Genomic DNA, 22,772 nt, shown 5'->3' with positions numbered 1-22,772 from the left:
GCTGATTCAGCCGTCAAAAGTTTTCTCGAACTCGACGATTCCTGAGAGCCTGAACTCAGACGCACCGCGGCATGAAACACGACAGCGAGGGACCGGCAGTGAGGGTTCACTGTGCTAGGAGAGCGCGCATATGACGACCGAGCAGCCGCGAGCCCGCCGCCCGCGCCGCCACTTCTCGATGATCCGCACCTTCGTGCTCGCCGACTTCGTGACGCTGGGCAACGGCTTCGCGGGAGCGGGGACCATCCTCGCCGCGATGCAGTACCTGGCGACCGGGCAGGTGATTTGGATGTGGGTGGCCTTCGCGCTGATGCCCCTGGCGCTGGTGATGGACTTCCTGGATGGACGCATCGCCCGGTGGCGCTTCAAGAAGTCGCCGCTGGGGGCGGACCTGGACTCGCTGGCGGACGTCATCTCCTTCGGGATGGCGCCGGCGGCGCTGGCGTTCGCGGTGGGGATGCGCGGGGCGCTGGACGTGGCGGTGCTGCTGTACTTCGTGGCGTGCGGCATCAGCCGGCTGGCGCGCTTCAACGTCACGTCGGCGGAGTTGGCCGACCCGACGGGGAAGGTGAAGTACTTCGAGGGTACGCCCATCCCCACCAGCCTGGCCCTGGTGATGGTGCTGGCGGTGGCCACCTACATGGGCCGCATCGGCGATGCGCTGTTGGGTGGCACCTGGGAGGTGGGGCCGCTGGTGCTGCACCCGTTGGTGCTGCTGTACGCGGCCAGCGGCAGCGCGATGATCTCCAAGACGCTGCGCATCCCGAAGATTTGAGGGAAACCGGACGTCGTAGGCCCCCCTGACACCGGGATTGGCCCTCGTGGGTGGTTGCCCGCCCCTGGGTGGGTGCCTAGTTTCGCCATCGGGTCCGCTCGGCTGCCTCACTGGCGGCAAGCAAGCGGCACAGGGCGATGGGCGCGGGGAAGGGGTGGAAGCCATGACGGGGCGCTTGGGCATTTGGGCCCTCGCGGTGTTGGGGCTGGTTGCGGGGTGCGCGGATCGCGAGCGCTCGACGCTCGCGGACGGGCGGTTGACGGCGACCCCGGGCGGGATGGATTTCCAGAAGGTGGCGCTCTACGACGCGCGCGAGACGGAGATCTCCCTGCGCAACGTGGGACGTGCGCCGGTGGACGTGAACGAGGTCTGGGTGGAGGGGCCGGAAGGCGCCTACCGGGCGGAGTTCACCAGCGACGTGCCCCACAGCCTGGTGCCTGGGAGCGCGGCGTCGCTGAAGGTGCGCTTCGCGCCGACGAAGGAGGGTGGGCAGCCGGCGATGCTGGTGGTGCGCTCGGACACGCGCATCGAGCCGCTCTTGCGCATCCCCCTCACGGGCGCGGGCGTGGACGCGTGGGCGCGGGTGTCGCCGCGCTCGCTGGACTTCGGGCGCATCGAGGCGGACTCCAGCAAGACGCTGGCGCTGTCGCTGGAGAACCCCACGGAGCTGGCGGTGGAGGTGACGCCCCGGCTGGTCGGCGCGGACAAGGACGAGTTCGTGGCGAAGTCCGTGGTGGTGGAGCCGGGCGCCAAGGTGGAGCTGCCCATCCAGTTCAACCCGGTGAAGGTGGGCCGCAAGCAGGTGGCGCTGGCGCTCACGCCGTGCCGGGGCTGCGCGGACGTGCCGGTGTTGGTGGCGGCCGAGTCGCTGGAGCAGGCGGTGGTGGCCGAGCCCCCCGTGCTCGACTTCGCCGCGGTGCCGGTGGACCGCGAGGCCTTCCGCGAGTCGCGCATCCGCAACATCAGCACCGAGCCCATGACGGTGAACCAGCTCACGCTGGACGGGCTGGACCTGTCCTATTCGCAGGCGAACACGGGCTTCCCGCTGGTGCTCCAACCCGGCGAGGTGCGCGGGTTCCAGGTGCGCTACAGCCCCGGCCACATGGGGCCCGCGGAGGACATGGCGCGCTACCACGTGGTGAGCAAGCGCCACCCGACGACGGACGTGAAGCTCAAGGGCTTCGGCGGCGCGGCGGAGCTGTGCGTGTCGCCGGTGACGCACGACTTCGGCATGCAGCCGTTGGGCTCCAAGACGCGCATCATGGTCAACGTGAAGAACTGCGGCTCGTCCAACGCGGGCGCGCTCACGCTGGAGTCGCTCAACTGGCAGCCGGACCCCGCGGGCGCGGCGCAGTTCAACCACACGCCGCTGGCCATGCCGCACACGCTGCAGCCGGGGCAGGAGATCAACATCCCCGTCTTCTACGAGCCCACGCGCACGGGCTCCGCGTCGGGCGTGCTGGTGATGACGACGAACGCGTACTCCGCGGCCACGGTGCAGATGGACTTCCGCGGCACGGCCCTGGCGCACGCGCCCTGCGAGCTGGCGATCACTCCCATGGCGCTGGACTTCGGCACGGTGCCGCCGGGGCGCGGCGCGGTGCTGGGCGTGAAGCTGGAGAACAAGGGGCGCGATTTGTGCCCCGTGAAGAACATCCAGCTGCGCGACAGCGACGGCGGCGTGTTCCGCATGCCGGGTGGGGACCTGTTCGGCGTCATCATCTACCCGGGCGACTGGTTCAGCTTCCAGGTGGCGGTGCAGATGCCCGTCACCGGCGGCACCTTCGCGGGCACGCTGCAGGTGGAGCAGATGGAGCCGGCCAACCCGGTGGTGCTGGTGCCGCTCATCGCCAACGCGCAGGCGACGTGCCTCATCCCGTCGCCCTGGTACGTGGACTGGGGCGTGGCCCGGCGCGACTGTCCGCCCGAGCCGCGCGAGGTGAACTACCTCAACGCGTGCACCATGCCCGTGTCGGTGTCCAACGTGTGGATCGGCCCCGGCACCACGGACGGCGAGTTCTCCGTGAGCGGCGTGCCCACGCCGCTGCCCTTCACGCTGCAGCCGGGCGAGGCCTTCACGGTGGACCTGGACTACACCGCGCAGGTGTACGGCATGAACCTGTCGCCCTTGTTCGTGAGCTCCGACGACCTGGCCGCGCCGCTGCTGGTGCCGCTCATCGGCGAGTCCTCCAAGCGCACGGACAAGACGGACCACTTCACCCAGCAGGACGTGAGCAAGGTGGACGTGCTCTTCGTCGTGGACAACACCGCGTCCATGGTGGAGGAGCACCCGCGGCTCGTGTCGGCGATTCCGTCCTTCGTGGACGCGGCGCTGGCCAAGCAGGTGGACCTGCACGTGGCCGTGACGACGACGGGCATCTCTGCCGTCTCCAACGCGTGCCCGGGCGGCGCGCAGGGTGGCGAGGCCGGCCGCTTCTTCCCGGCGGACAACGCCCGGCCGCGCATCCTCACCCAGAACACGCCGAACCTGACGACGCTGCTGCAGCAGAACGTGCAGGTGGGGCAGTGCGCCCAGGTGGAGCAGGGCTTCGAGTCGATGCGGCGGGCGCTGTCGCCGCCCCTGGTGAACAACGCGGATGATCCGCGCACGTCCCTGCCGCGCGACGGCAACCTGGGCTTCCTGCGCGACGCGGCCGCCCTGGTGGTGGTGTTCGTGGGCGACGAGGATGACCACTCGCCGGACGCGGTGGACACCTACGTGGCGTGGGCCCAGCAGCTCAAGGGGCAGAACCAGCCCCAGCGCGCGACGTTCTACGCCATCGCCCCCACGGCGACGGCGTGCGGCACCGCGGGCGGCACGGGCACGCGCTACGCGGAGGCCACCGCGCGCACCGGCGGCGAGGTGATGAACGTCTGCGCGGCCAACTACGGCCCGCTCCTGTCCGCGGTGGCCAACAAGGCCTTCTCCGCCCAGGACCGCTTCCCGCTGAGCGACTCGCCGGAGCCGGGCAGCGTGACGGTGACGGTCAACGGCGCCCCGGTGACGACGGGCTGGCGCTACGACGCGCCCACCAACAGCGTGGTCTTCACCAACGTGCCGGCGCCGGGCGCCAAGGTGTCCATCAGCTACCGCCGCTCGTGCGACGCCGGGTGAGCAGGCGGGCGCGGGCGGGGGCTTCCAGACAGGAGGTGTGAGCCAGTCGAAGGGCCGGTCATCCGGCCCTCGACGTTCATGTCGGTCCCGGGTGCTACAGGTCTGCTTCCGCCTGTGCGGATGACCAGAAAATTGGAGCGCTCCTCACGGTGTGTACCCTGAGGTCGTACCCGCTCCCGCCGAGGAGGCACCCGGTGATGTCCCCAGACTCCGAAGGAACCAAGACGACGAGCCCGGCCCGCCCCAGCGCGGCGCGCTCGCCGGGCCTGCGGGTCATCCAGGGCGAGGGCCGCCGCAAGGAGGAGCCGCTCGCTTCCCGGGATGCCGTCGCCCGCGCCCTGATGGAGGCCGGCGCCGACCTGCTCCTGCGCCGCATCTCTCCGGCGCGAGCCCAGGAAATCGAGCGCAAGGTGGACCGGGTCCTGGACCTGTTCGACCGGGTGGACCGGGCGCCGGTGCTGATGCCGGTGCTCAAGCGGCACCTGGACGAACTGGAGGCGCTGATGCGCGAGACGCGCGAGGTCCGGGTGGCCCGGCGGTAGCGCGCGGGCCGCGATTAACCGGTTCCGCCATGCCTACAAGGGTTTGACCCCCCTGTCGTGTGGGCTTACGCTCGGGACTTCGCCGCGCCCGGATTCCGGTAGGCCACGGGCCGTGGGTATCCCTGTGGGAGTGCCGGTCAGGTCGCCGTGACCATTGAAACGTATGGCAGGTACCAGCTCCTGAAGCGACTCGCCATGGGCGGGATGGCGCAGCTTTATCTCGCGCGCCAGCAGGGCCCGGAGGGCTTCGAGAAGCTGGTGGTGGTGAAGCGGATCCTCCCGCACCTCGCGGAGAACGACGACTTCGTCAAGATGTTCCTGGACGAGGCGCGCATCGCCGCGCGGCTGAACCACGCGAACGTGGTGCAGATCTTCGACCTGGGCGCGCAGGACGACTCGTTCTTCATCGCCATGGAGTACATCCACGGCGACGACCTGCGGCGCATCTGGAAGCAGTCGGAGGCGATGGGGCAGCCGGTGCCGGTGCCGCTGGTGTGCCGCATCCTCATCGAGGCGTGCTCGGGCCTGGACTACGCGCACAAGCGCACGGACCCGTCGACGGGGCGGCCCCTGGGCATCGTCCACCGCGACGTGTCCCCGCAGAACATCCTGGTGACGTTCGAGGGTGGGGTGAAGGTGGTGGACTTCGGTATCGCCAAGGCGGCGGACCAGGCCACCGTCACGCGCTCGGGCGTGCTGAAGGGGAAGTATTCGTACATGTCGCCGGAGCAGGCCGCGGGTCAGCGCGTGGACTGCCGGGCGGACATCTTCGCCCTGGGCGTGGTGCTGTACGAGCTGCTCACCTGCACGCGCCTGTTCAAGCGCCCCAGCGACATCCAGACCCTGGCGGCGGTGGCCGAGTGCAAGGTGCTGCCGCCCTCGCAGGTGAACCCCCGGGTGCCGCAGGACCTGGACGCCATCGTCCTCAAGGCGCTCGCGAAGGACCCGGTGGACCGCTACCAGGAGGCGGTCCACCTGCAGCTGGCGCTCGAGGACTGGCTGAGCGCGAACCGGCTGCCCTCGTCCACGGCGCACGTCGCCGTGTACATGAAGGACATCTACGCGGAGCGGCTGGCGTCGGAGGCGCGCTCGGGCGAGGTGCCGATGGAGGACTCCGACCCCGCGTCGGGATCCGGGCGCCAGGAACAGGGCCCTCGCAGGAGCGGTCTGCGGCCGTCGTTGTCGCGCTCGGCGGTGGCGCCCGAGGGGGAGACGGCGGCGCTGCGGCCTCGCGGGCAGACGCGGAACACGGGGCGCATCGAGCTGGAGTCACCGGCGGGCCGGCTGACGGGCCAGCGCCGGGCGTTGGAGTCGTCGTCCGCGCCGGAGCGGGCGTCGCGCTCGGGGCTGGGCGCGGTGCCGGCGGCGCCGCGGGTGGAGGAGGACGCGCCGACGATGGACGGGCGCGCGGCGTCCCGGGCCACGCTGACGGACGTGAAGGCGGCCACCGAGCCCAAGCCCGAGGGCAGGCCGCCGACGCGGGCCGTGCCCGTCGTCGTGCACCACGGCCACCACGTGGAGGAGGACGCGCCCACGCTGGCGATGCCGGAGCTGGCGTCGACGCCGTCGCGGCCCTCCCGCCTGGCGCTGCCGGAGGTGGCGTCACCCTCGAGGCCCTCCCGCCTGGCGCTGCCAGTGCCGCGTGAGGAGGATGAGGAGCAGGAGGAGGACGCGCCCACCTTGTCGCTGGGCATGTCGCGGCCGGGGCGCAAGAAGGGCGCGGCGCGCACGGGCGAGGTGTCGCAGGCGACCACGTCACGGCTGGGCTGGTGGATTCCCGCGGTGGGGTTGGGGCTGGTGGTGCTGGTGCTGCTGTGGGCGTGGATGAAGCCGGGCGAGTCGGCGCCGGTGCAGGCGCGGCTGGAGACCGAGCCCGCGGGCGCGCGGGTGGTGTTCGACGGGCGCGAGCTGCCCGAGCGCACGCCGCTGACGCTGCCGGGGATGCCCGAGGGGCGCTACGCGCTCGTGGTGTCCCTGGAGGGCTACCAGGAGCTGAGGACGGAGCTGGAGGTGCAGGCCTCGGGGCCTTTGCCGCTGGGCGTGCTGAAGCTGGTGTCGGTGGCGCCGGTGGAGAAGAAGCCCGTGCCCGTGGCCGAGCCGGAGCAGGCGCCCGTGGAGGCGCCTCCCGCGCAGGTCGCCCAGAAGGTCCGCCTGCGGCTGGAGGCGCAGCCCGCGCAGGCGCTCGTGTACGTGGATGGGCGCCAGCAGGGTGCGGCGCCGCTGGTGGTGGAGTCCGCGCCGGGCGTGGCGCTGGCCGTCCGGGTGGAGGCCGCGAAGCACCACCCGCTGGAGCGCACCGTGACGGTGGGCTCGGGGCCGGAGCAGGTGGAGCGCTTCACGCTGCAGCCTGAGGCGAGGGTGGCCCCGGTGGTGACGCCGCCGCGTCCGCCCCGGCAGGAGGTCCGCGCGGAGACGCGGATGGCGAAGGTGCGCTTCGCCGTCAGGCCGTGGGCCGAGGTGACGTGTGGAGGGAAGAAGCTGGGCGAGACGCCCTTCGAGGCGGTAGAGCTGCGCGTTGGCAGCTACGACTGCAAATTCTTCAATCCCGACCTCAAGAAGACGCTCAGTCGACGTATCGAAGTGAAGCCCATCGACCTGAACGTCGTGAGCGTGAAGTTCGAATAGCGCACATGCTCCGGAAGCTCCCTTGACGCTCCTCGCCGGTACGCAGATCGGCAAGTACGTCGTCCGCCGCAAGCTCGCGGAGGGCGGGATGGCGGAGATCTACCTCTGCACCGCCCGGGGCGCGGAGGGCTTCGAGAAGGAAGTGGTCATCAAGCGGGTGCGCGCGTTCCTGGCGAGCGACCCGGAGTTCGTGGGGATGTTCATCGCGGAGGCCCGGTTGGCCTCGCGGCTCAACCACGCGAACGTGGTGCAGATCTTCGACTTCGACAAGCACGAGGACACGTACTACCTGGCGATGGAGTACGTGCGCGGCTGCTCGCTGTGGGAGCTGCGGCGCAAGTGCAAGGAGCTGATGGAGCCGATGCCGCCGATGCTGGTGGCGCACATCGGCGCGGAGGTCGCCCGGGGGCTGCACTACGCGCACCGGCTGAAGGTGAACGGGCACCCGCTGGACCTGGTGCACCGCGACGTGACGCCGCACAACGTGCTGCTCTCGTACGACGGCGCGGTGAAGCTGACGGACTTCGGCATCGCCAAGGCGGGCAAGAAGCTCACGCAGCCGGGGATGCTCAAGGGCAAGTTCGCGTACATGTCCCCGGAGCAGTCGCGGGGCGAGGATGTGGACTCGCGCACGGACCTGTTCGCGCTGGGCGTGGTGCTGTGGGAGATGCTGACGGGCGGGCGGCTGTTCGACGGGGACTCGGAGCTGGCGGTGCTGCGGGCGGTGCAGCACAGCGTCATCCCGCCCCCGGCGCGGCTCAACCCGGAGGTGCCCGCGGAGCTGGACGCGGTGGTGATGCGCGCGCTGGAGAGGGATCCGGCCGCGCGGTTCCAGACTGCGGGAGAACTGGAGCGCGCCCTGGCGCAGTGCGTGTTGCGGCACGCCCGCTCCGTGGATGACACGGACCTGGCGGGCTTCCTGCGGCGGCTGTTCCCCACGACGCCCACCATGGCGCTGCCCGCGGTGCAGGAGCGCACGCAGGTGCTGCCGGGCGAGCAGGGGCCCGAGGGTGACGACGAGGACGTCGCGCCGCTGGCTCCGGCGCGCAGGGAGCCCACCGCGGTGATGAGGCCGGGGCGGACGGGTGGGGCGCCGTCCTCGCCCGACGAGGACTTCGACGCGTCCACCTTCGTGCTGCCCCGGCGCGACGAGGCCGTGATGGAGGCGCCGCTCGTCCCGTTGCCGCCCATGGCCACGCCGATGATGCCGCTGCCGGCGGTGGCGTCGTCGCCGGTGCCTCGCAGGCCCACGCCGTCTTCGCTTCCACCCGTGGCCGCGCCGTTGGCCTCGGTGCGCCCGAGCCGCCCGGAGGGGACCCCCTCGGTTGCGTTGCCGCTCGAGAAGGAGACCTCCGGCGTGTCGGCGGTGCCCGCTCGGACGCCGAGCCGTCCGGGCGACGTGGCCGCTGTCTCGCGACGGGACTCACTCGCGGAGCATGACGACGCGGTCTCCGACGTGTCCGAGGGGGCGGCGACATCCTCGCCCCGGCCGGAGGGTGCTCCGGAGCCCGTCGGTGAGGGAGACTCGGGAGCCTGGGCGCAACGAGACGCGAGCCAGGGCCGTGCGCGGACCTCGACGGACGGGAACCACGTCGCGGTGCCCGATGCGCGGGCAGGGGGGCCACAGTCCCTGTCGGGCAGTGAGGTCCCCACCGTCACCGATTCCTCGCCGGGCAGCGCTTCGACCTCGAAGTCGCGGCGGCCGAGGACGTGGCTGCTCGTCGGCAGCCTGGGCCTGTCGCTGCTCGTGTCCGCCATCGTGGTGACGCAGGATCGATGGAACCCGGTGCCGACGGGCACGCAGACCCCTTCCACCTCCGCGGTGAAGACTCCGCCCGAGGCCGTTCCCGCGCCGAGCGAGTTCAGCGCGCGGGGTGGCACGGGGCAGGCTCCCACCGCGCCGAAGGTCGACGTGGAGACCGGTGACGCCGCGAGCCCGGTGGTGGAGCCCTCGTCCGCCGATTCAGAGGCCGAGGTCGAGGGGATGAAGCGCGAGGAGGTGCTCGCGGCGGGACCGACTCCCTCGAGGGGAGGAGACTCCGTCCCCGAGCCCTCGTCGCAGGTCCCCGCGAGCACGGGCACGCTGCTCGTCCGGGCCACGCCGTATGCCACGGTGTTCCTCGACGGACGGAAGCTGGGCGAAGTCTCCGGCCGAGCGACCTTCAAGCTCGCGCCGGGCACCTACAAGCTGCTCTTCCATCATCCCGCGGGCGAGAAGCTCTTCGTCATCACCCTCTCCGCGGGCGGCACGGTGACGCGAGAGTTCCGACCGCCGCGCGGTCGTTGAACCTCCGCGGCGACGTCGCCCCCCGAAGCATCGCGTCGTCTGCGCCGCGCGCCGTGAGCTGACCCGGCCCGCCTGCATCCCTGTTCCGCCCTCGCGCCACGCGTGACGGAGCCCCGCTTCGTCCGCATCACTCCGCGTCCGAGTCGCACGCCGGGTCTCCCGTCACCCCGCGTCGCGCGTCGCCTCGTGGAAAACCGAGGGGTCCTCCGGGTCCGCGAGCACTCCGTTCGAAGCGCCGCTCGCTCGGGCGCGGGCGCACCCGCCGTCTTTCTCGAAAGCGTGAACAGGCCGACAGCACAACAGCCCTGTAGCGGTCTGCCTTGACACCGAATGGTCGTTTCTGGCACTCAGTGTCCTCTACTGAGTGGCTTATATTCAATGGAACCGATGGACCTGTTGGCTCCCGACGAGATTGCTCGGATCGAGCGCGAGAACGCGGGCGGTCTGCCCGCGAGCGCCATCCTTGAAATCTTTCGTCCGAGGGGCGTGAGGCTGTCGGAGGCGACCTTCCGCAAGTACGTCCAGGCGGGGTTGCTACCGAGGAGTCGCCGGGTGGGGCGGAAGGGGAAGCACCAGGGGAGCCTGGGGCTCTACCCCGTGGAAGCGGTGCGCCGGATCAATGTCATCAAGAAGATGATGGCGGAGGGGCACACCCTGGAGGACATCAAGAAGTCCTTCGTCTTCCACCGCAACCACATCGACCAGGTGGAACGCGACCTCGGCGGTCTATTGGATGGGCTCCAGGAGGAGTTGGGAGAGCGCGCCTTCGGGGGGGAGCATCGACGTTCGCTCGAGGCGGAGTTGGCAACGCTGCGGCAAAGAGCGCAGGATCTGGTCCGGGACGTGGCCCGGCTGGGCAGCGCGGTGACCGCACGCGAAGACGAAACGATGAGTTCGCAATAAGATGCCGGCCCTGCAACCGGTGGACCCGGTTAGACTGGCCTCACGTGGAGGGGACATGTCGGAAGTGAAGCAAGTGGAGGAGGGCGGAGACCAGGCGCAAGAGGACCTGGCGCAGGAGCGCCGACGGTCCAAGACGATGTCGCGCAAGGAGATGGCGCGTGATTTGCGCCGCCGTCGGCTCACCGGGCAGGTGGACCCGGAAGAGGCGGACCTGCTCAAGCAGATGGACGACACCCGGCCGCGCACGCGCGCGGACTGCGTGAACGGACCGCGTCCGTGCATGTTCGTCTCCTGCAAGCACAACCTGTATCTGGACGTGAACCCGGAGACGGGGTCCATCAAGCTCAACTTCCCGGACAAGGAGATCTGGGAGTTGGAGCACACCTGCGCCCTGGACGTGGCGGAGAAGGGCGGCATCACGCTCGAGGAGGTGGGGGAGATCATGAACCTCACCCGTGAGCGCATCCGCCAGGTGGAGACGCGCGGGCTGATGAAGCTGCGCGAGGCCACCGAGGCCGAGCCTCCTGTCTCGGCCCGCAAGCCCTGAATCGACCGGCGGCCTGGTGCCGCCAACGTCGCGCCGACGTGTTGCGTTGACACCCCAGGGGGTGGTTGCTAGTACCGCCGCTTCCCGCACACCGAGGCGCACACGTGCTGGCACTCCTCAGCGTTTCCGATAAGCGCGGTCTGGTTCCCTTCGCCCAGGGGCTGGTTCACCTGGGGTTCCGGTTGCTGTCGACGGGGGGAACCTTGGAGGCGCTCAAGGGCGCCGGCATCCCCGCCTCCCAGGTGTCCGAGCACACGCAGAGTCCCGAGATTCTCGGCGGCCGCGTGAAGACGCTCCACCCGCGCATCCACGGCGGCATCCTCGGCCGCCTGGAGCTGGAGGCGGACCGCGAGGAGATGAAGGCGCACGGCATCGAGCCCATCTCCCTGGTCGCGGTGAACCTGTATCCGTTCCGTCAGACGGTGGCGTCGGGCGCGGCGGAGGCGGACGTCATCGAGCAGATTGATATCGGCGGGCCGGCGATGGTGCGCGCCTCCGCGAAGAACTTCCGCCACGTGGCCGTGGTGGTGGACCCGGACGACTATCCGTCGGTGCTCGCGGAGCTGGAGCAGCACAAGGCGGTGGGCGAGGCGACGCGGCGCAAGCTGATGCGCAAGGCGTTCGCGCACACGGCGGCCTACGACGCGTCCATCTCCGCGTGGCTGTCCGCGCAGGCAAGCGAGCCCTTCCCCGGAGAGCTGTCGCTGTCGTTCAAGAAGGCGCAGGACCTGCGCTACGGGGAGAACCCGCACCAGCGCGGTGCTTTCTACCGCGAGCACTCGGCGCCCTCGGAGCCGACGGTGGGCTTCGCCAAGGTGCTCCAGGGCAAGGAGCTCTCGTACAACAACATCCTGGACCTGGACGCGGCGCTGGGCCTGGCGCTCGAGTTCGCCGAGCGGCCCGCCGCGGTCATCATCAAGCACAACACGCCGTGCGGCGTGGCGGTGGATGACGCGCTGGTGAAGGCGTACCGCACGGCGCGGGCGGTGGATGAGACCTCCGCGTTCGGCGGCATCGTGGCGTTCAACCGCGAGGTGGACGAGGCCACCGCGCAGGCGATGGCGGAGACGTTCCTGGAGGCGGTCATCGCCCCCTCGTACTCGCAGGCGGCGCTGCAGGTGCTGGCGGCCAAGAAGAACCTGCGGCTCTTGGAGGCGGGCGCGGCGCTCGCGTCTCCGACCGCGCGGCCAAGGGCCCAGCTGGACGGCCGGAGCGTGTCCGGGGGCCTGCTGCTGATGGACCGGGACGCGGTGGAGCCGGAGCTGGGGTGGAAGGTGGTGTCCAAGCGGGCACCCACACCGGACGAGGAGCGCGCCCTGCGCTTCGCCTGGAAGGTGTGCAAGCACGTCAAGAGCAACGCCATCGTCTTCGCCTCGGGCAGCCAGCTGTTGGCGCAGGGCGGCGGACAGACGAACCGGGTGGACTCGGTCCGAATCGCGATGCAGCGCGGCGGAGCGGCCCTCCAGGGGAGCGCCGTGGCCTCGGACGCCTTCTTCCCCTTCCGGGACGGCCTGGACGAGGCGGCCCGGGCGGGTGCGACCTGCGTCATCCAGCCGGGCGGCTCTGTTCGGGATGCGGAGGTCATCTCCGCCGCGGACGAACATGGGATGGCCATGGTGGTGACCGGAGTGCGACACTTCCGGCACTGACTCATGCGCATCGTCTGCCAGAAATGCGCCGCCGCCTATGCCATCGATGATCGACTGATCACGGCAAAGGGCGTCCGCGCGCAATGTCCCCGCTGCCGCAACCTGCAGCTCGTCCGGCGGGATCCCTCGGCCGCGCCTTCACAGGACGCGCCAGCGGCCCCGTCACGTCCCGCGGCGCCCGCTTCCTCCGCGCCGCCTCCCGCGGATGACCTGTTCGGTGACTTCGGCGCCCCGGCGCCGACGCCCGCGCAGGCGCCCGCCGCTCCGGCCCGGCCCGCGAAGGCCGCGGCGCCGGAGGCCGACCTGTTCGGAGACTTCGGTGCGATGCCGGAGCCCTCGCCGAGCAGCGCGCCGCCGGTGGACCCGTTCGCCGACCTGGGCGGGCCCGCGCCGGCGCCCTCGGCGGGAGCGGATCCGCTGCTCGACTTCCTGGGGCCCGCGCCCACCTCGCCGCCCGCGCCCGTGGCTCGCATCTCCTCGGAGCCCGGCGCGGTGCCTGTCTCCGTGGCGCCGCCGCGTCCCGCCGCGCCTCCGCCCGCCGCTGCCGCCGCGCCGAAGCCGGCGACGATGGGGTGCCGCACCTGCAACAAGCCGCTCGTCGACCCGTTCGACCAGGCGCTCGGCATCTGTGATGCGTGCCGTCAGCGCGAGTCCGCGGGCAGTGCGCCCAAGTCGGCCGCGCCCGTCGCCGCTCCGGGAAGCATGGACTTCCTGCCCCCGCTCACCGCGCCCGAGGAAGGTGGGGTGGACGCCTCGCTGGGGCAGAGCATGCGGGACGACGTGAGCTCGATGCGGGGCCCGCCCGCGCCGGAGCTGGGCGCGGAGCCGCGCAGTGGCAAGCGCGCCGCGGCGCGTCCGCCGTCCAACGTGCGCTCGGGCTCCGCGCAGAAGCAGGGCTCGTCGGGCGGTGGGGGGCGCTGGGGATTGGTGGGCGGGCTGGTGCTCGTGCTCGGTGGCGCGGGGGTGGGCGGCTACTTCTACCTGCAGCATCAGGAAGAGGCGCGGCAGGCGGCCGCGACGCCCGTCGTGGCGCCCATCCCCGAGGTCATCCAGACGGTGCTCCCGCGCTGGAAGCTGAAGTACCTGGAGCTGGAGGGCACGAGCGCGCAGCGACTCGAGGACGGCCGGCGGCAGCTGGCCCGCGAGGAGCGCTCCGCGTACACGGAGGCCGAGGAGTCCTTCCAGCAGGCGTTGTTGCTGGACCCTCGCAGCGACGAGGCCATCGCGGGCTATGTCCAGTCGCTCGCGCTGGGGCGCGGCGCGGGGTTGGATGACGGGGCCTTCAAGGAGGCGAGCGAGCTGGTCGAGGCCGCCCAGTCGCGCGCTGGGCGCGTGCCCCAACTGCTCCTGGCGGAGGCGAACCTGTTGCTGACGCGCTCGCGGCAGAGCGCGCCGCGTGAGCGGGCCCGGGTGCTGGCGGAGGAGTCGCTGGCGCACGCGAAGGCGACGGATGCGCAGAAGGCGGAGGCGCATCTGGTGATGGGCCGCGTCTACCTGTCGTCGTCCGGGGGGCTGGCGGACCAGCAGTTCGGCATGGCGCAGAAGCTCGCCCCGGACCTCAAGCGCATCCAGTACTACCGGGCGCTCGCGCACGAGTCCGCGGGTGAGTACAAGCTCGCGCTGGAGACGCTGCGCAAGCGCCTGACGGCGGACCCTCGGGACTGGGACAGCCTGGCGGCCACGTCACGCATCTACCAGGAGGTCGGTGAGCCGCAGGAGGCGCGCAAGCTGTACGAGGCGCGCGTGAAGGCGGACCCCGGGGAGCTGCGGGCGCTGCTGCCGCTCGCGGTGCTGCGCTATCAGGCGGAGGGCAATGCCGCCGCGGGCGTGCGAGAGCTGCGGGCGCTGTTGAAGACGCGCGAGCGACATGACCACCGCGACGTGGCGCAGGTGCTCGTGCACCTGGCCGCCGCCGAGCGCGCCGCGGGCAACAGCGACGCGGGCGTGAAGGCCGCGGAAGAGGCGCTGGGCCTGGCGAAGGAGCTGCCCGAGGCGCACCTGCAGGTCTTCCTGGTGGCGCTGGAGCAGCGCGACGCGGCGAGGGCGCGCAAGCACCTGGACGGCATCAAGGGTCGGCTCGAGGACCGCGCGCTGGAGGCGGTGCTGGAGGGCCGCCTGCTGCTCCTGGAGAAGAAGCCCCTGGAGGCCCTGGAGCGCTTCCAGACGGCGACGGGCCTGGATGCGCGGCGGCTGGACGCGCAGTTGCTGGCGGGCGTGGCCGAGGCCGCGGCGAAGCGGAGCACGGAGGCGTTCCGGGTGCTGAAACAGGCCCTGGCGGCGGACCCGCTGCGGCTGGAGCCCCGGCCCGTGAGCACGCGCTTCTGGCTGCGGCCCGCGGAGACGGTGAGGGGCGTGGAGGGCACCATCCTCGCGCTCGCGCAGAACCCCGATGACCCGGGCCCCTCCCTCTACGAGGGGGTTCTGCGCTTCCACCAGGGGGAGCTGGACGCGGCGGACCGGCACCTGCGCGACGTGCTGGAGTCGGACGCGAACAACGCGGACGCGCTGGCGTACCGCTCGCTCATCGCCTCGCGCAAGGGCAACACCACGGAGGCGCGGGCGCTGTCGGCGCGCGCGGTGTCGGCGGGGCGGCAGCACCCGGTGGCGCACCTGGCGCATGGCTGGGCGCTGGCGGACGGCCGTCAGGTGGAGCCCGCCAAGCGCGCGCTGCGGGATGCGCTGGGGTTGTCTCCCACGCTCTGGTCCGCGAGGGTGCGGCTGGCGGAGCTGGAGTCCACGCAGCGGCGAGCCGAGGCGCGCAAGGAACTCGTGAGCGTGGTGGGGTTGGACCCCGAGTACCTCCCCGCCAAACGGATGCTCTACCTGTTGGACAGATGAGGTGGATGTGAAGGTCCTGTTGCTGGGTTCCGGAGGCCGTGAGCACGCGCTGGCGTGGAAGCTGTCGCAGAGCCCGCGCCTCACGCGGCTGTGGTGTGCCCCGGGCAACCCGGGCACCGCGAAGCTGGCGACGAACGTGCCGGTGAAGGCGGACTCGCCGGACGAGGTCGTCGCGCTCGCGAAGCGCGAGTCGGTGGACCTGGTGGTGGTGGGGCCGGAGGCGCCGCTGGTGGCGGGTGTGGCGGACGCGCTGGCGAAGGCGGGCATCGCCTGCTTCGGGCCGGTGGCGGGCGCCGCGCTCATCGAGGGCTCCAAGGCCTTCGCCAAGGAGATCATGGCGGAGGCGGGCGTGCCCACCGCGGCCTTCCGGACGTTCACGGACGCGGCGGAGGCGGAGGCCTACGCGGTGGCGCAGGGCCGCATCGTCGTCAAGGCGGACGGGCTGGCCGCGGGCAAGGGCGTCATCGTCGCGCACGACGTGGAGGCCGCGCGCGAGGCGGTGCGGGCCGTGGCGGCCCTGGGCTCGTCGGGCCAGCGCATGGTGCTGGAGGAGCTGCTCGAGGGCGAAGAGGTCTCCGCCATGGCGCTCTGCGACGGCGAGCGCTACGCGATGCTGCCCCTGTCGCAGGACCACAAGCGCGTGGGGGATGGCGACACCGGTCCGAACACCGGAGGCATGGGGGCCTACAGCCCGGCGCCCTTCCTGGACGCGCGGCAGCTGGCGGAGGTGGGCGAGAGCGTCATCGCGCCCACGCTGGCGGTGCTGCGTCGGCGCGGGCTTGCGTTCCGGGGCGTGCTGTACGCGGGGCTGATGCTCACGCGGAGCGGCCCCAAGGTGCTGGAGTTCAACGCGCGCTTCGGAGACCCGGAGACGCAGGTGTTGATGATGCAGCTGGGTGAGGACCTGCTGCCGCTGGTGGATGCGTGCGCGCGGGGGCAGCTGGAGTCGAGGTCGCTGGTGGCCGCGTCCGGCGCTTCGGTGGGCGTGGTGGTGGCGGCGGAGGGGTATCCCGAGTCACCGCGCAAGGGGCAGCGCATCGACGGGGTGGACGCGGTGCCGGCGGACGCGTTGGTGTTCATCGCGGGCGCGGAGGAGCGGGGTGGGGCGCTGGTGACCAGTGGCGGACGCGTGCTGACGGTGTGCGCCCGGGGCGAGGACCTGGCGCGGGCGCGGGAGCGCGCCTACGCGGCGGTGGAGGCGGTCCGCTTCGAGGGCATGCACTTCCGTCGTGACATCGGCGCGAAGGGGCTGAAGGCGACGCCGTGACGCGCATCTCGCGTTATCTGCTCAAGGAACTGCTGGTGCCGCTCGGTGTCTGGGTGGCCTTCATGTTCCTGCTGCTCTTCGTGATGCAGTTCCTGCGGGGCACGGACGTGCTCTTGGGTTCGTCCGTGACGCTGACGGACCTGGGCCGGCTGGTGGCGTACCTGACGCCGCACTTCCTGATGATGGCGCTGCCCATCGCCTTCCTGCTGGCCATCCTGCTGGGGCTGGGGCGGCTGGGCGAGGACCGCGAGCTGACGGCGCTCCAGGCGTTGGGCGTGGGGCCCTCGCGGCTGCTCGCGGCGCCCATGGGCATCGCGGTGGCGCTCAGCGCGCTCATGCTGCTCATCACCTCCACCGCGCAGCCGTGGGGGCTCACCGGCGTGAAGGAGCTGGTGAGCGAGGTCATCCGCAAGAACGTCGTGGGCGACGTGAAGTCGGGGACCTTCTACGAGGACCTGAGTGACCTGACGCTGTACGCGGAGAAGGTGTCCGCGGACGGCAAGTGGACGAACGTCCTGCTGCACGATGACCGCGAGGCGAGCTCGCCCCTGCTCGTGCTGGCGCATCGCGGACAGGTGGGCACGTCCAACAGCGGCGAGGTGCTGCGCTTCGCGCTGGAGGACGGCGAGGTGCACCGCTCCGGGCGCGCGAGCGAGGACTACAGCGTCATCCACTTCGATGGCGCGGAGATCAGCGTGGGCGTGGGTGCGTCCATGGGCAAGCGGGGCCGCTTCACCTCCGCGAAGGAGGAGCTGACGCCGGTGGAGTTGATGCAGGCGGCGAGCGAGGCGGAGGCGCAGGGCGGCGACGCGCGAGGCTTCCGGATGGCGCTGCACAGCCGGTTGGGGGGCGCGCTGGCGCCCATCGCGTTCGCGCTGCTGGGCACGCCGCTGGCCATCGGTCGGCGACAGGCGGGCCGCGCGTGGGGCTACCTGCTGACGCTGGGTGGCTACGTCCTGTACTACCTGCTCAGCCGGGCCTTCGAGCAGCTGGGACAGCAGGGCAAGCTGCCGGCGGCGCTCGCGGGACAGCTGGCCAATGTCGTGTTCATGGTGGTGGGGGCGGTGGCCCTGTATCGGGTGAGCCGCTCGGGGACGGTCCGGTGAGACTGACGCTCTTCGGCTATGTGCTGCGGACGTACGTGCGCTTCGCGCTGGGAATCCTCGGCGGCCTGGTGCTCGTGTTCGTGGTGGTGGACTTCGTGGACCGGGCGAAGACGTACACGGGCCCGGGCTGGGTGACGGACGCGGCGAAGCTCTACGGCTACAAGGCGCTGATGGCCGTCCAGCAGCTGGGGCCGGCCGCGCTGCTGTTGGCCGCGGGCACCACGGTGTCCGCGCTGCGCAAGCAGGGGGAGGTGACGGCCATCCGCGCGCTGACCTTCGGCCCCTCCGCGCTGTACATGCCGGTGCTGGCGTTCGGCTTGTTGGCCTGCTCGGGCCTGGTGGTCTTCGACGAGGTCGTGGCGACGCACGCCGGGCGCCGCGTGGACGAAATCACCACCCAGCGCTTCAACCGGTGGGGGGACTGGCGCTTCTACTACACGCCGAAGCAGTGGTTCCGCCGAGGGGACCGCATCTTCTTCCTCCGCGCGGGCAGCGCGCAGGAGGGCTTCCAGGATGTGTCCATCTTCACCCTGTCGCGCGAGTTCGATCTGCGAAGCCGACTGGACGCGGCGCGCATGGAGTGGCTGGACGGCAACCGCTGGCGACTGACGGGCGTGGTGGAGCGCACGTTCAGCGGGGAGCAGGACACGGCGGTGAAGAGCCTGGAGAGCGCGGAGTACGAGCTGGGCATCGCCGCCTCGGCCTTCCGCATCCGCCCGGGCCGTCCGGAGCAGATGCGCGTGCGGGAGCTGCGCGAGCAGATCGTCGCGCGGCGCGAGGTGGGGCTCGCCACCAAGCAGTTCGAGCTCGCGCTGCACAACCGCTTCGCCTATCCGCTGGCGGCGCTGCCGGCCGCGCTGCTGGGGGTGGGGCTGGCGCTGCGAAACAGCCGCAAGGGCCACCTCACCGCCGCCATCGTCGAGGGCCTGCTCGTGGCGGTGGGCATGTGGGGCCTGATGATGGTGTGCCGCACGTTGGTGCTGACGGAGCGCCTGTCACCCCCGGTGGCGGCGTGGACACCCCCCGTCATCCTCGTGCTGGTGGCCGCCGCGCTCTGGCTCCGTCGGGAGGGGTTTCTTCACGTGCCCCGTCGTTGGCTCGCCGTGAGATAGCGTGAACCCCCTCATGGACCAACCCTCCCAGCCCCGGCTGGAGATTCTTCTTCGTCGCGTCGTGGCCGGAGTGCTGCTCGCCTGGGCCGTGGGACTCGTGCTGGCGGAGGTCGTGCTGCAGGTGGCCGCGTCCGCCGCGGTGCTGCTCTCGCTGGTGCTGTTGGCGAAGCGGAGGCTCGTGCTCGCCAGGGACGTGCGCGCGTATGTCCTGGCGAGCGTGGCCTTGTGCGCGTGGCAGGTGGTGTCGCCCGCGCTCGCGCTCATGACGGGCGCGGCGGCGGCGTGGCCGCGGAGCTCCCGCTACGGGCAGGTGCTCGACTCGGTGGCGGGCGCGGCGGTGGCGTGCGTGGGCTCGGTGGGGGTGCCCTGGTTGGCGCTTGCCGGGACGGTGTTGGGCGGGTGGTTGTTCGCGGCGGGCCTGGGCGTCTTCCAGAACCGCGTGCGCTGGCCCTGGGAGCCCCCCGCGTTCCTGAAGCTGAACCTGGCCCGGCTGCACGAGAACTTCGGCACGGAGGCCTCACCGCGCTACGCGGCGGGCGGCATCTTCTTCCACCGGTTGCGCTTCGCGCACGGCGCCATCGCCGCGCTGGGGCCCGCGCTGGCCATCCTCGGAGGCTCCGAGGTCGCGCGCCGTCGGCTGCTGGCGGGGGTGGTGGTGCTGGGCATGTTGGTGTCCATCTACAACGCGTTCGCGCGCGCGGCGCTCGGCGCGGCGTTGATGGTGAGCGTGGTGGCGCTGCTGCTGCTCGTGAGCGGCCTGGCGCGCAGGGTGGGGCTGGGGCTCATCGCCGGATTGATTGTCGTCGTGCTTGCGTCTCCCGCGTGGCGCGCGCGCCTGGGGAAGGCGGCGGACAACATCTACGGCGGCGAGCGCGAGCTGGCGATGACGGTGGGTTGGAGCCTCGTCCAGGACCACCCCTGGGTGGGCGTGGGCTTCGGCAACCACAAGGCGGCGGTGCTCGCGCGGCAGGACGAGTCGGGCATCACGGACCTGCTGGCCACGGACTCGCACAACCTCTGGCTCACGGTGTGGGCCGAGACGGGGCTGGTGGGGCTGGTGTTGATGCTCACCGTGCACGGCCTGTTGGGCTGGGCGCTCATCCGTCGACACCGCGCGGGGTCGATCGCGGCCACCGGCGCGCTGCTGTCGTTCGTGGGCTTCCACATCCTCGCGCTCGTGCACTACCTGCCGTTCCACTCCAGCGTGCACCTGTCGTTCGCGCTCGTGTGGGGACTGGGGCTGTGCGAGGGCAGCGGGGTGCTGCGCGGCGCTTCGCCACGTCGGCCCGCCGCACCGGCGCCCGCCGCGCACGAGTGAGGTCCGAGCGGCGTTGCGTGTCGCCGCTCTGCCTCGGCCTGGCGCGTCGTCGTGTGTCAGGGCTTTTCCATGGCTCGCGCCATGAATTGCTTCGAGGCCGCGTGAGGAACAGGTGTCGCCGCCCGCGGGATGCGACGTGCAGGCGTGACGTCGGTCGACTCCTCAGGTCGTGGAGGGCGCGCGGTTCTCGAGGACACGCCGGTACACGGCGACGGTGCGCCGAGCACACTCGTCCCAGGTGAAGCGCGCGGCGCGCTCTCGCCCCAGCTCCATCAACTCCGAGCGCAGCGCATCGTCGCGCAGGATTCGCAGCGTCGCCTCGCGCCAGGCGTCCGGGTCATCCGGAGGCAGTCTCAACGCCGCGCCCCCCACCACCTCGGGCAGCGCCGTCGCGTCCGCCGCGAGCACCGGGCACCCGGTCGCCATCGCCTCGAGCGCGGGCAGCCCGAAGCCCTCGTACTTCGAGGGCAACAGCAGCGCCGCCGCGGCGCCATAGAACAGCGGCATCTGAGACTCGGGCAGCTCCTCGAGGTCCAGGACGTTCTCGTGCAGCCCCAGCTCGTGCGCCACCGCGCCCTTGCCGGCCAGCAGGACGATGGGCACCGGCAGGTCCGCGGCGAAGTGGCGCAGCAGCTCCAGGTTCTTGAACCGCTTCGCGTTGCCCACCGCGGCCACGTAGCGCGCGGGCAGCTCGTGCCGCTCGCGGAACGCGCGGGCCTCCACCGGGGACGGCGGCTGGAAGCTCGGGTCCACGCCGTTGTGGATCACCTGCAGCCGATAGGGCGACAGCCCCAGGTGTCGCGCCAGCTCCTCCCGGGAGAACTCGGACACCGTCACCAGCGCCGAGGCCCGCCTCGCGCGAGGACCCACCACCAGCCGGTAGTAGAGCGCCTGCGCCGGCGTGTACTCGCGGGCGAGCGCGACGTGGTTGGCATCATGCAGCGTGGCGACCAGCGGACCGCGCCAGAACAGCGGCAGCGAGAACGACGTGGCGTGGAAGACGTCCGGTGACAGCCTCGTCAGCTCCGCCGCCAGCGCGGCCTGCTCCACCGGCGAGAGGAAGCCCGCGAGCGAGCGGTGCAGCGGGATCCGGGGCGCGAGCACCCCCAGGTCCGAGGGGAGCCCCTCGGGTGGCACCAGCGCGGAGAAGCGCAGGTCCGGCGCGAGGAGCGGCACACGTCGCGCCAGCTCCAGCGCGTAGCGAGCGATTCCATGCAGCCGGCCGCGCACCATGCGCAGGTCGAGGAGGACTTGAGCCACGCTTCCCGCGTACCACACGCGCGGCCCTCGTGGGGGCAGGCAGCCACCTGCTTCATGTTGCTGGCCGTGCACGGCATGGGGGGTGCTAGAAGCCGCCCTCGTGAAGGTCGCCCTGGTCCACGATTGGTTGGTCACCCACCGCGGGGGAGAGCGCGTGCTCGACGCGCTCTGCGAAGCACTGCCCGACGCGGACATCTACACCCTCATCCACCAGCCGGGCACCCAGTCCCCCGCCATCGAGTCCCGGCGCATCTTCACCTCGTTCCTCCAGCACATCCCCGGCGTCCACGGCCGCTACCGGCACCTGCTGCCCCTGATGCCCCGGGCCATCGAGTCGCTGCGCCTCCAGGGGCACTACGACCTGGTGCTGTCCTCCAGCCACTGCGTGGCCAAGGGCCTGCGCGCGCCCGCGGGGGTGCCGCACCTGAGCTACGTGCACGCGCCCATGCGGTACATGTGGGATTTGTTCGACGACTACTTCGGCCCCGGCCGCGCCCGGCTGCCCGTGCGCGCGGCGGCGCACGCGGTGCGGCCCTGGCTGCGGCGCTGGGACCGCGCCTCGGCGGCGCGCGTGGACCGCTTCGTGGCCAACAGCCACCACGTCGCCGGCAAGCTCCAGCGCTTCTGGGGGCGCGAGGCCACCGTCGTGCATCCCCCGGTGGACCTGGAGCGCTTCACCCGGTCTCCGCTGGAGGGCGGGGGACGCGGCGGATACTTCCTGTGGCTCGGCGCCTTCGCGCCCTACAAGCGGCTGGACATCGCGCTCGAGGCCTTCCGCGAGCTGGGCGTTCCCCTCTGGGTGGTGGGCACCGGCCAGGAGGCCGCGCGGCTCACCTCCGGCGCTCCGCCGCCGAACATCCGCTTCCTGGGCAACGTCTCCGATGACGCCCTGCCGTCCTTGTACCGGGACGCCCGCGCCCTCATCTTCACGCCCGAGGAGGACTTCGGCATCACCCCGCTGGAGGCCCAGGCCACCGGCCGCCCCGTCATCGCCTTCGCCAAGGGCGGCGCGTTGGAGACGGTGAACAGCCGCACCGGACTGTTCTTTTCAGAACAGACACCCGCGTCGTTGTCGGAGGCCGTCCGCCGCTTCGATTCCTGGGAAGCGAGCTTCAGTCCCCGAGAGGCCCGCTCGCAGGCCGAGCGCTTCAGCCGCGCCTCCTTCCAGCAGGCGATGCTCCGCGAAGTGGAGTCGCTCCTCAGCCTGTCGACGAAATCCACAACTCGCGCCACGGCGGTGTGACGCGGCTGTCATCCCCACCTCCGTCTTTCATCGACGGGCTGTGTCCTCTGCCCACCATTGTCCAGCCGGGGTGGAGGTAACCCATTGGTTTCACGCGTTTTTCCGTGTTAGGAGGCCGTCTCGTCAGAGGGAGTCGGGCAGGACGCGTGCTCGTCGGACCAGGGTGCGAGTCTTGCAGTGGGGTG

15 protein-coding genes are annotated in these 22,772 nt (G+C 71.5%); 14 read left to right on the top strand and 1 reads right to left on the bottom strand.

The annotated features are described in order from the left end of the window. Nucleotides 1-130: 130 nt before the first annotated feature. The 13 genes from pssA to VZQ01_RS01405 all read left to right on the top strand — a co-directional run bounded on the left by pssA (nucleotide 131) and on the right by VZQ01_RS01405 (nucleotide 20,084). Nucleotides 131-775, top strand: a complete 645-nt coding sequence (gene pssA / locus VZQ01_RS01465; RefSeq protein ID WP_223784701.1) for a CDP-diacylglycerol--serine O-phosphatidyltransferase — start codon at nucleotides 131-133, stop codon at nucleotides 773-775. 163 nt (nucleotides 776-938) lie between these two features. Further along, the gene (locus VZQ01_RS01460) at nucleotides 939-3,890 is read left to right on the top strand and encodes a choice-of-anchor D domain-containing protein (RefSeq protein WP_426746719.1); all 2,952 of its coding nucleotides are present in this window, start codon (nucleotides 939-941) and stop codon (nucleotides 3,888-3,890) included. A gap of 197 nt (nucleotides 3,891-4,087) precedes the next feature. Next, nucleotides 4,088-4,432, top strand: a complete 345-nt coding sequence (locus VZQ01_RS01455; RefSeq protein ID WP_046713170.1) for a hypothetical protein — start codon at nucleotides 4,088-4,090, stop codon at nucleotides 4,430-4,432. A 147-nt stretch (nucleotides 4,433-4,579) separates the two neighbouring features. Further along, nucleotides 4,580-7,057, top strand: a complete 2,478-nt coding sequence (locus tag VZQ01_RS01450; RefSeq protein WP_426746718.1) for a protein kinase domain-containing protein — start codon at nucleotides 4,580-4,582, stop codon at nucleotides 7,055-7,057. Between the two features lie 22 nt (nucleotides 7,058-7,079). Continuing rightward, the gene (locus VZQ01_RS01445) at nucleotides 7,080-9,344 is read left to right on the top strand and encodes a serine/threonine protein kinase (RefSeq protein WP_426746717.1); all 2,265 of its coding nucleotides are present in this window, start codon (nucleotides 7,080-7,082) and stop codon (nucleotides 9,342-9,344) included. Between the two features lie 378 nt (nucleotides 9,345-9,722). After that, nucleotides 9,723-10,247, top strand: coding sequence for a MerR family transcriptional regulator (locus VZQ01_RS01440; RefSeq protein WP_223750101.1), 525 nt, complete (start codon nucleotides 9,723-9,725; stop codon nucleotides 10,245-10,247). A 55-nt stretch (nucleotides 10,248-10,302) separates the two neighbouring features. Then, entirely contained in the window at nucleotides 10,303-10,794 is a 492-nt protein-coding gene (locus VZQ01_RS01435; protein ID WP_141322767.1) for a sigma factor-like helix-turn-helix DNA-binding protein, read from the top strand. A 104-nt stretch (nucleotides 10,795-10,898) separates the two neighbouring features. After that, on the top strand, nucleotides 10,899-12,443 hold the full coding sequence (purH, locus tag VZQ01_RS01430) for a bifunctional phosphoribosylaminoimidazolecarboxamide formyltransferase/IMP cyclohydrolase (RefSeq protein WP_426746716.1): 1,545 nt from the start codon (nucleotides 10,899-10,901) through the stop codon (nucleotides 12,441-12,443). A gap of 3 nt (nucleotides 12,444-12,446) precedes the next feature. Beyond that, nucleotides 12,447-15,281 (top strand): zinc-ribbon domain-containing protein, encoded by a 2,835-nt coding sequence (locus tag VZQ01_RS01425; protein WP_426746715.1) that lies wholly within the window; start codon nucleotides 12,447-12,449, stop codon nucleotides 15,279-15,281. Nucleotide 15,282: 1 nt separating this feature from the next. Beyond that, the gene (purD, locus tag VZQ01_RS01420; RefSeq protein ID WP_426746714.1) at nucleotides 15,283-16,548 is read left to right on the top strand and encodes a phosphoribosylamine--glycine ligase; all 1,266 of its coding nucleotides are present in this window, start codon (nucleotides 15,283-15,285) and stop codon (nucleotides 16,546-16,548) included. After that, complete coding sequence (locus VZQ01_RS01415) at nucleotides 16,545-17,654, top strand: LptF/LptG family permease (protein WP_223750097.1); 1,110 nt, start codon at nucleotides 16,545-16,547, stop codon at nucleotides 17,652-17,654. The genes purD and VZQ01_RS01415 overlap by 4 nt, the downstream gene beginning before the upstream one ends. Then, nucleotides 17,651-18,766, top strand: coding sequence for an LptF/LptG family permease (locus VZQ01_RS01410; RefSeq protein ID WP_426746713.1), 1,116 nt, complete (start codon nucleotides 17,651-17,653; stop codon nucleotides 18,764-18,766). Before VZQ01_RS01415 ends, VZQ01_RS01410 begins: the two co-directional genes overlap by 4 nt. Nucleotides 18,767-18,779: 13 nt before the next feature. After that, nucleotides 18,780-20,084 carry an O-antigen ligase family protein gene (locus VZQ01_RS01405; RefSeq protein WP_426746712.1) on the top strand — a complete coding sequence of 435 codons (1,305 nt, stop codon included), beginning with the start codon at nucleotides 18,780-18,782 and terminating at the stop codon, nucleotides 20,082-20,084. A gap of 162 nt (nucleotides 20,085-20,246) precedes the next feature. Here the strand turns inward: VZQ01_RS01405 and VZQ01_RS01400 are convergent, their stop codons facing one another. Further along, nucleotides 20,247-21,362 (bottom strand): glycosyltransferase family 4 protein, encoded by a 1,116-nt coding sequence (locus tag VZQ01_RS01400; RefSeq protein WP_426746711.1) that lies wholly within the window; start codon nucleotides 21,360-21,362, stop codon nucleotides 20,247-20,249. An 82-nt stretch (nucleotides 21,363-21,444) separates the two neighbouring features. Between VZQ01_RS01400 and VZQ01_RS01395 the strand changes: the two genes are divergently transcribed. After that, nucleotides 21,445-22,587 carry a glycosyltransferase gene (locus VZQ01_RS01395; protein ID WP_267696573.1) on the top strand — a complete coding sequence of 381 codons (1,143 nt, stop codon included), beginning with the start codon at nucleotides 21,445-21,447 and terminating at the stop codon, nucleotides 22,585-22,587. Nucleotides 22,588-22,772: the final 185 nt, after the last annotated feature.

Origin of the sequence: Myxococcus faecalis (assembly GCF_050039385.1) — a bacterium.
GTDB classification, from domain to species: domain Bacteria; phylum Myxococcota; class Myxococcia; order Myxococcales; family Myxococcaceae; genus Myxococcus; species Myxococcus fulvus.
The sequence above is the reverse complement of the archived record's forward strand: the minus strand, read 5'-3'. Positions and strand labels throughout refer to the sequence as shown.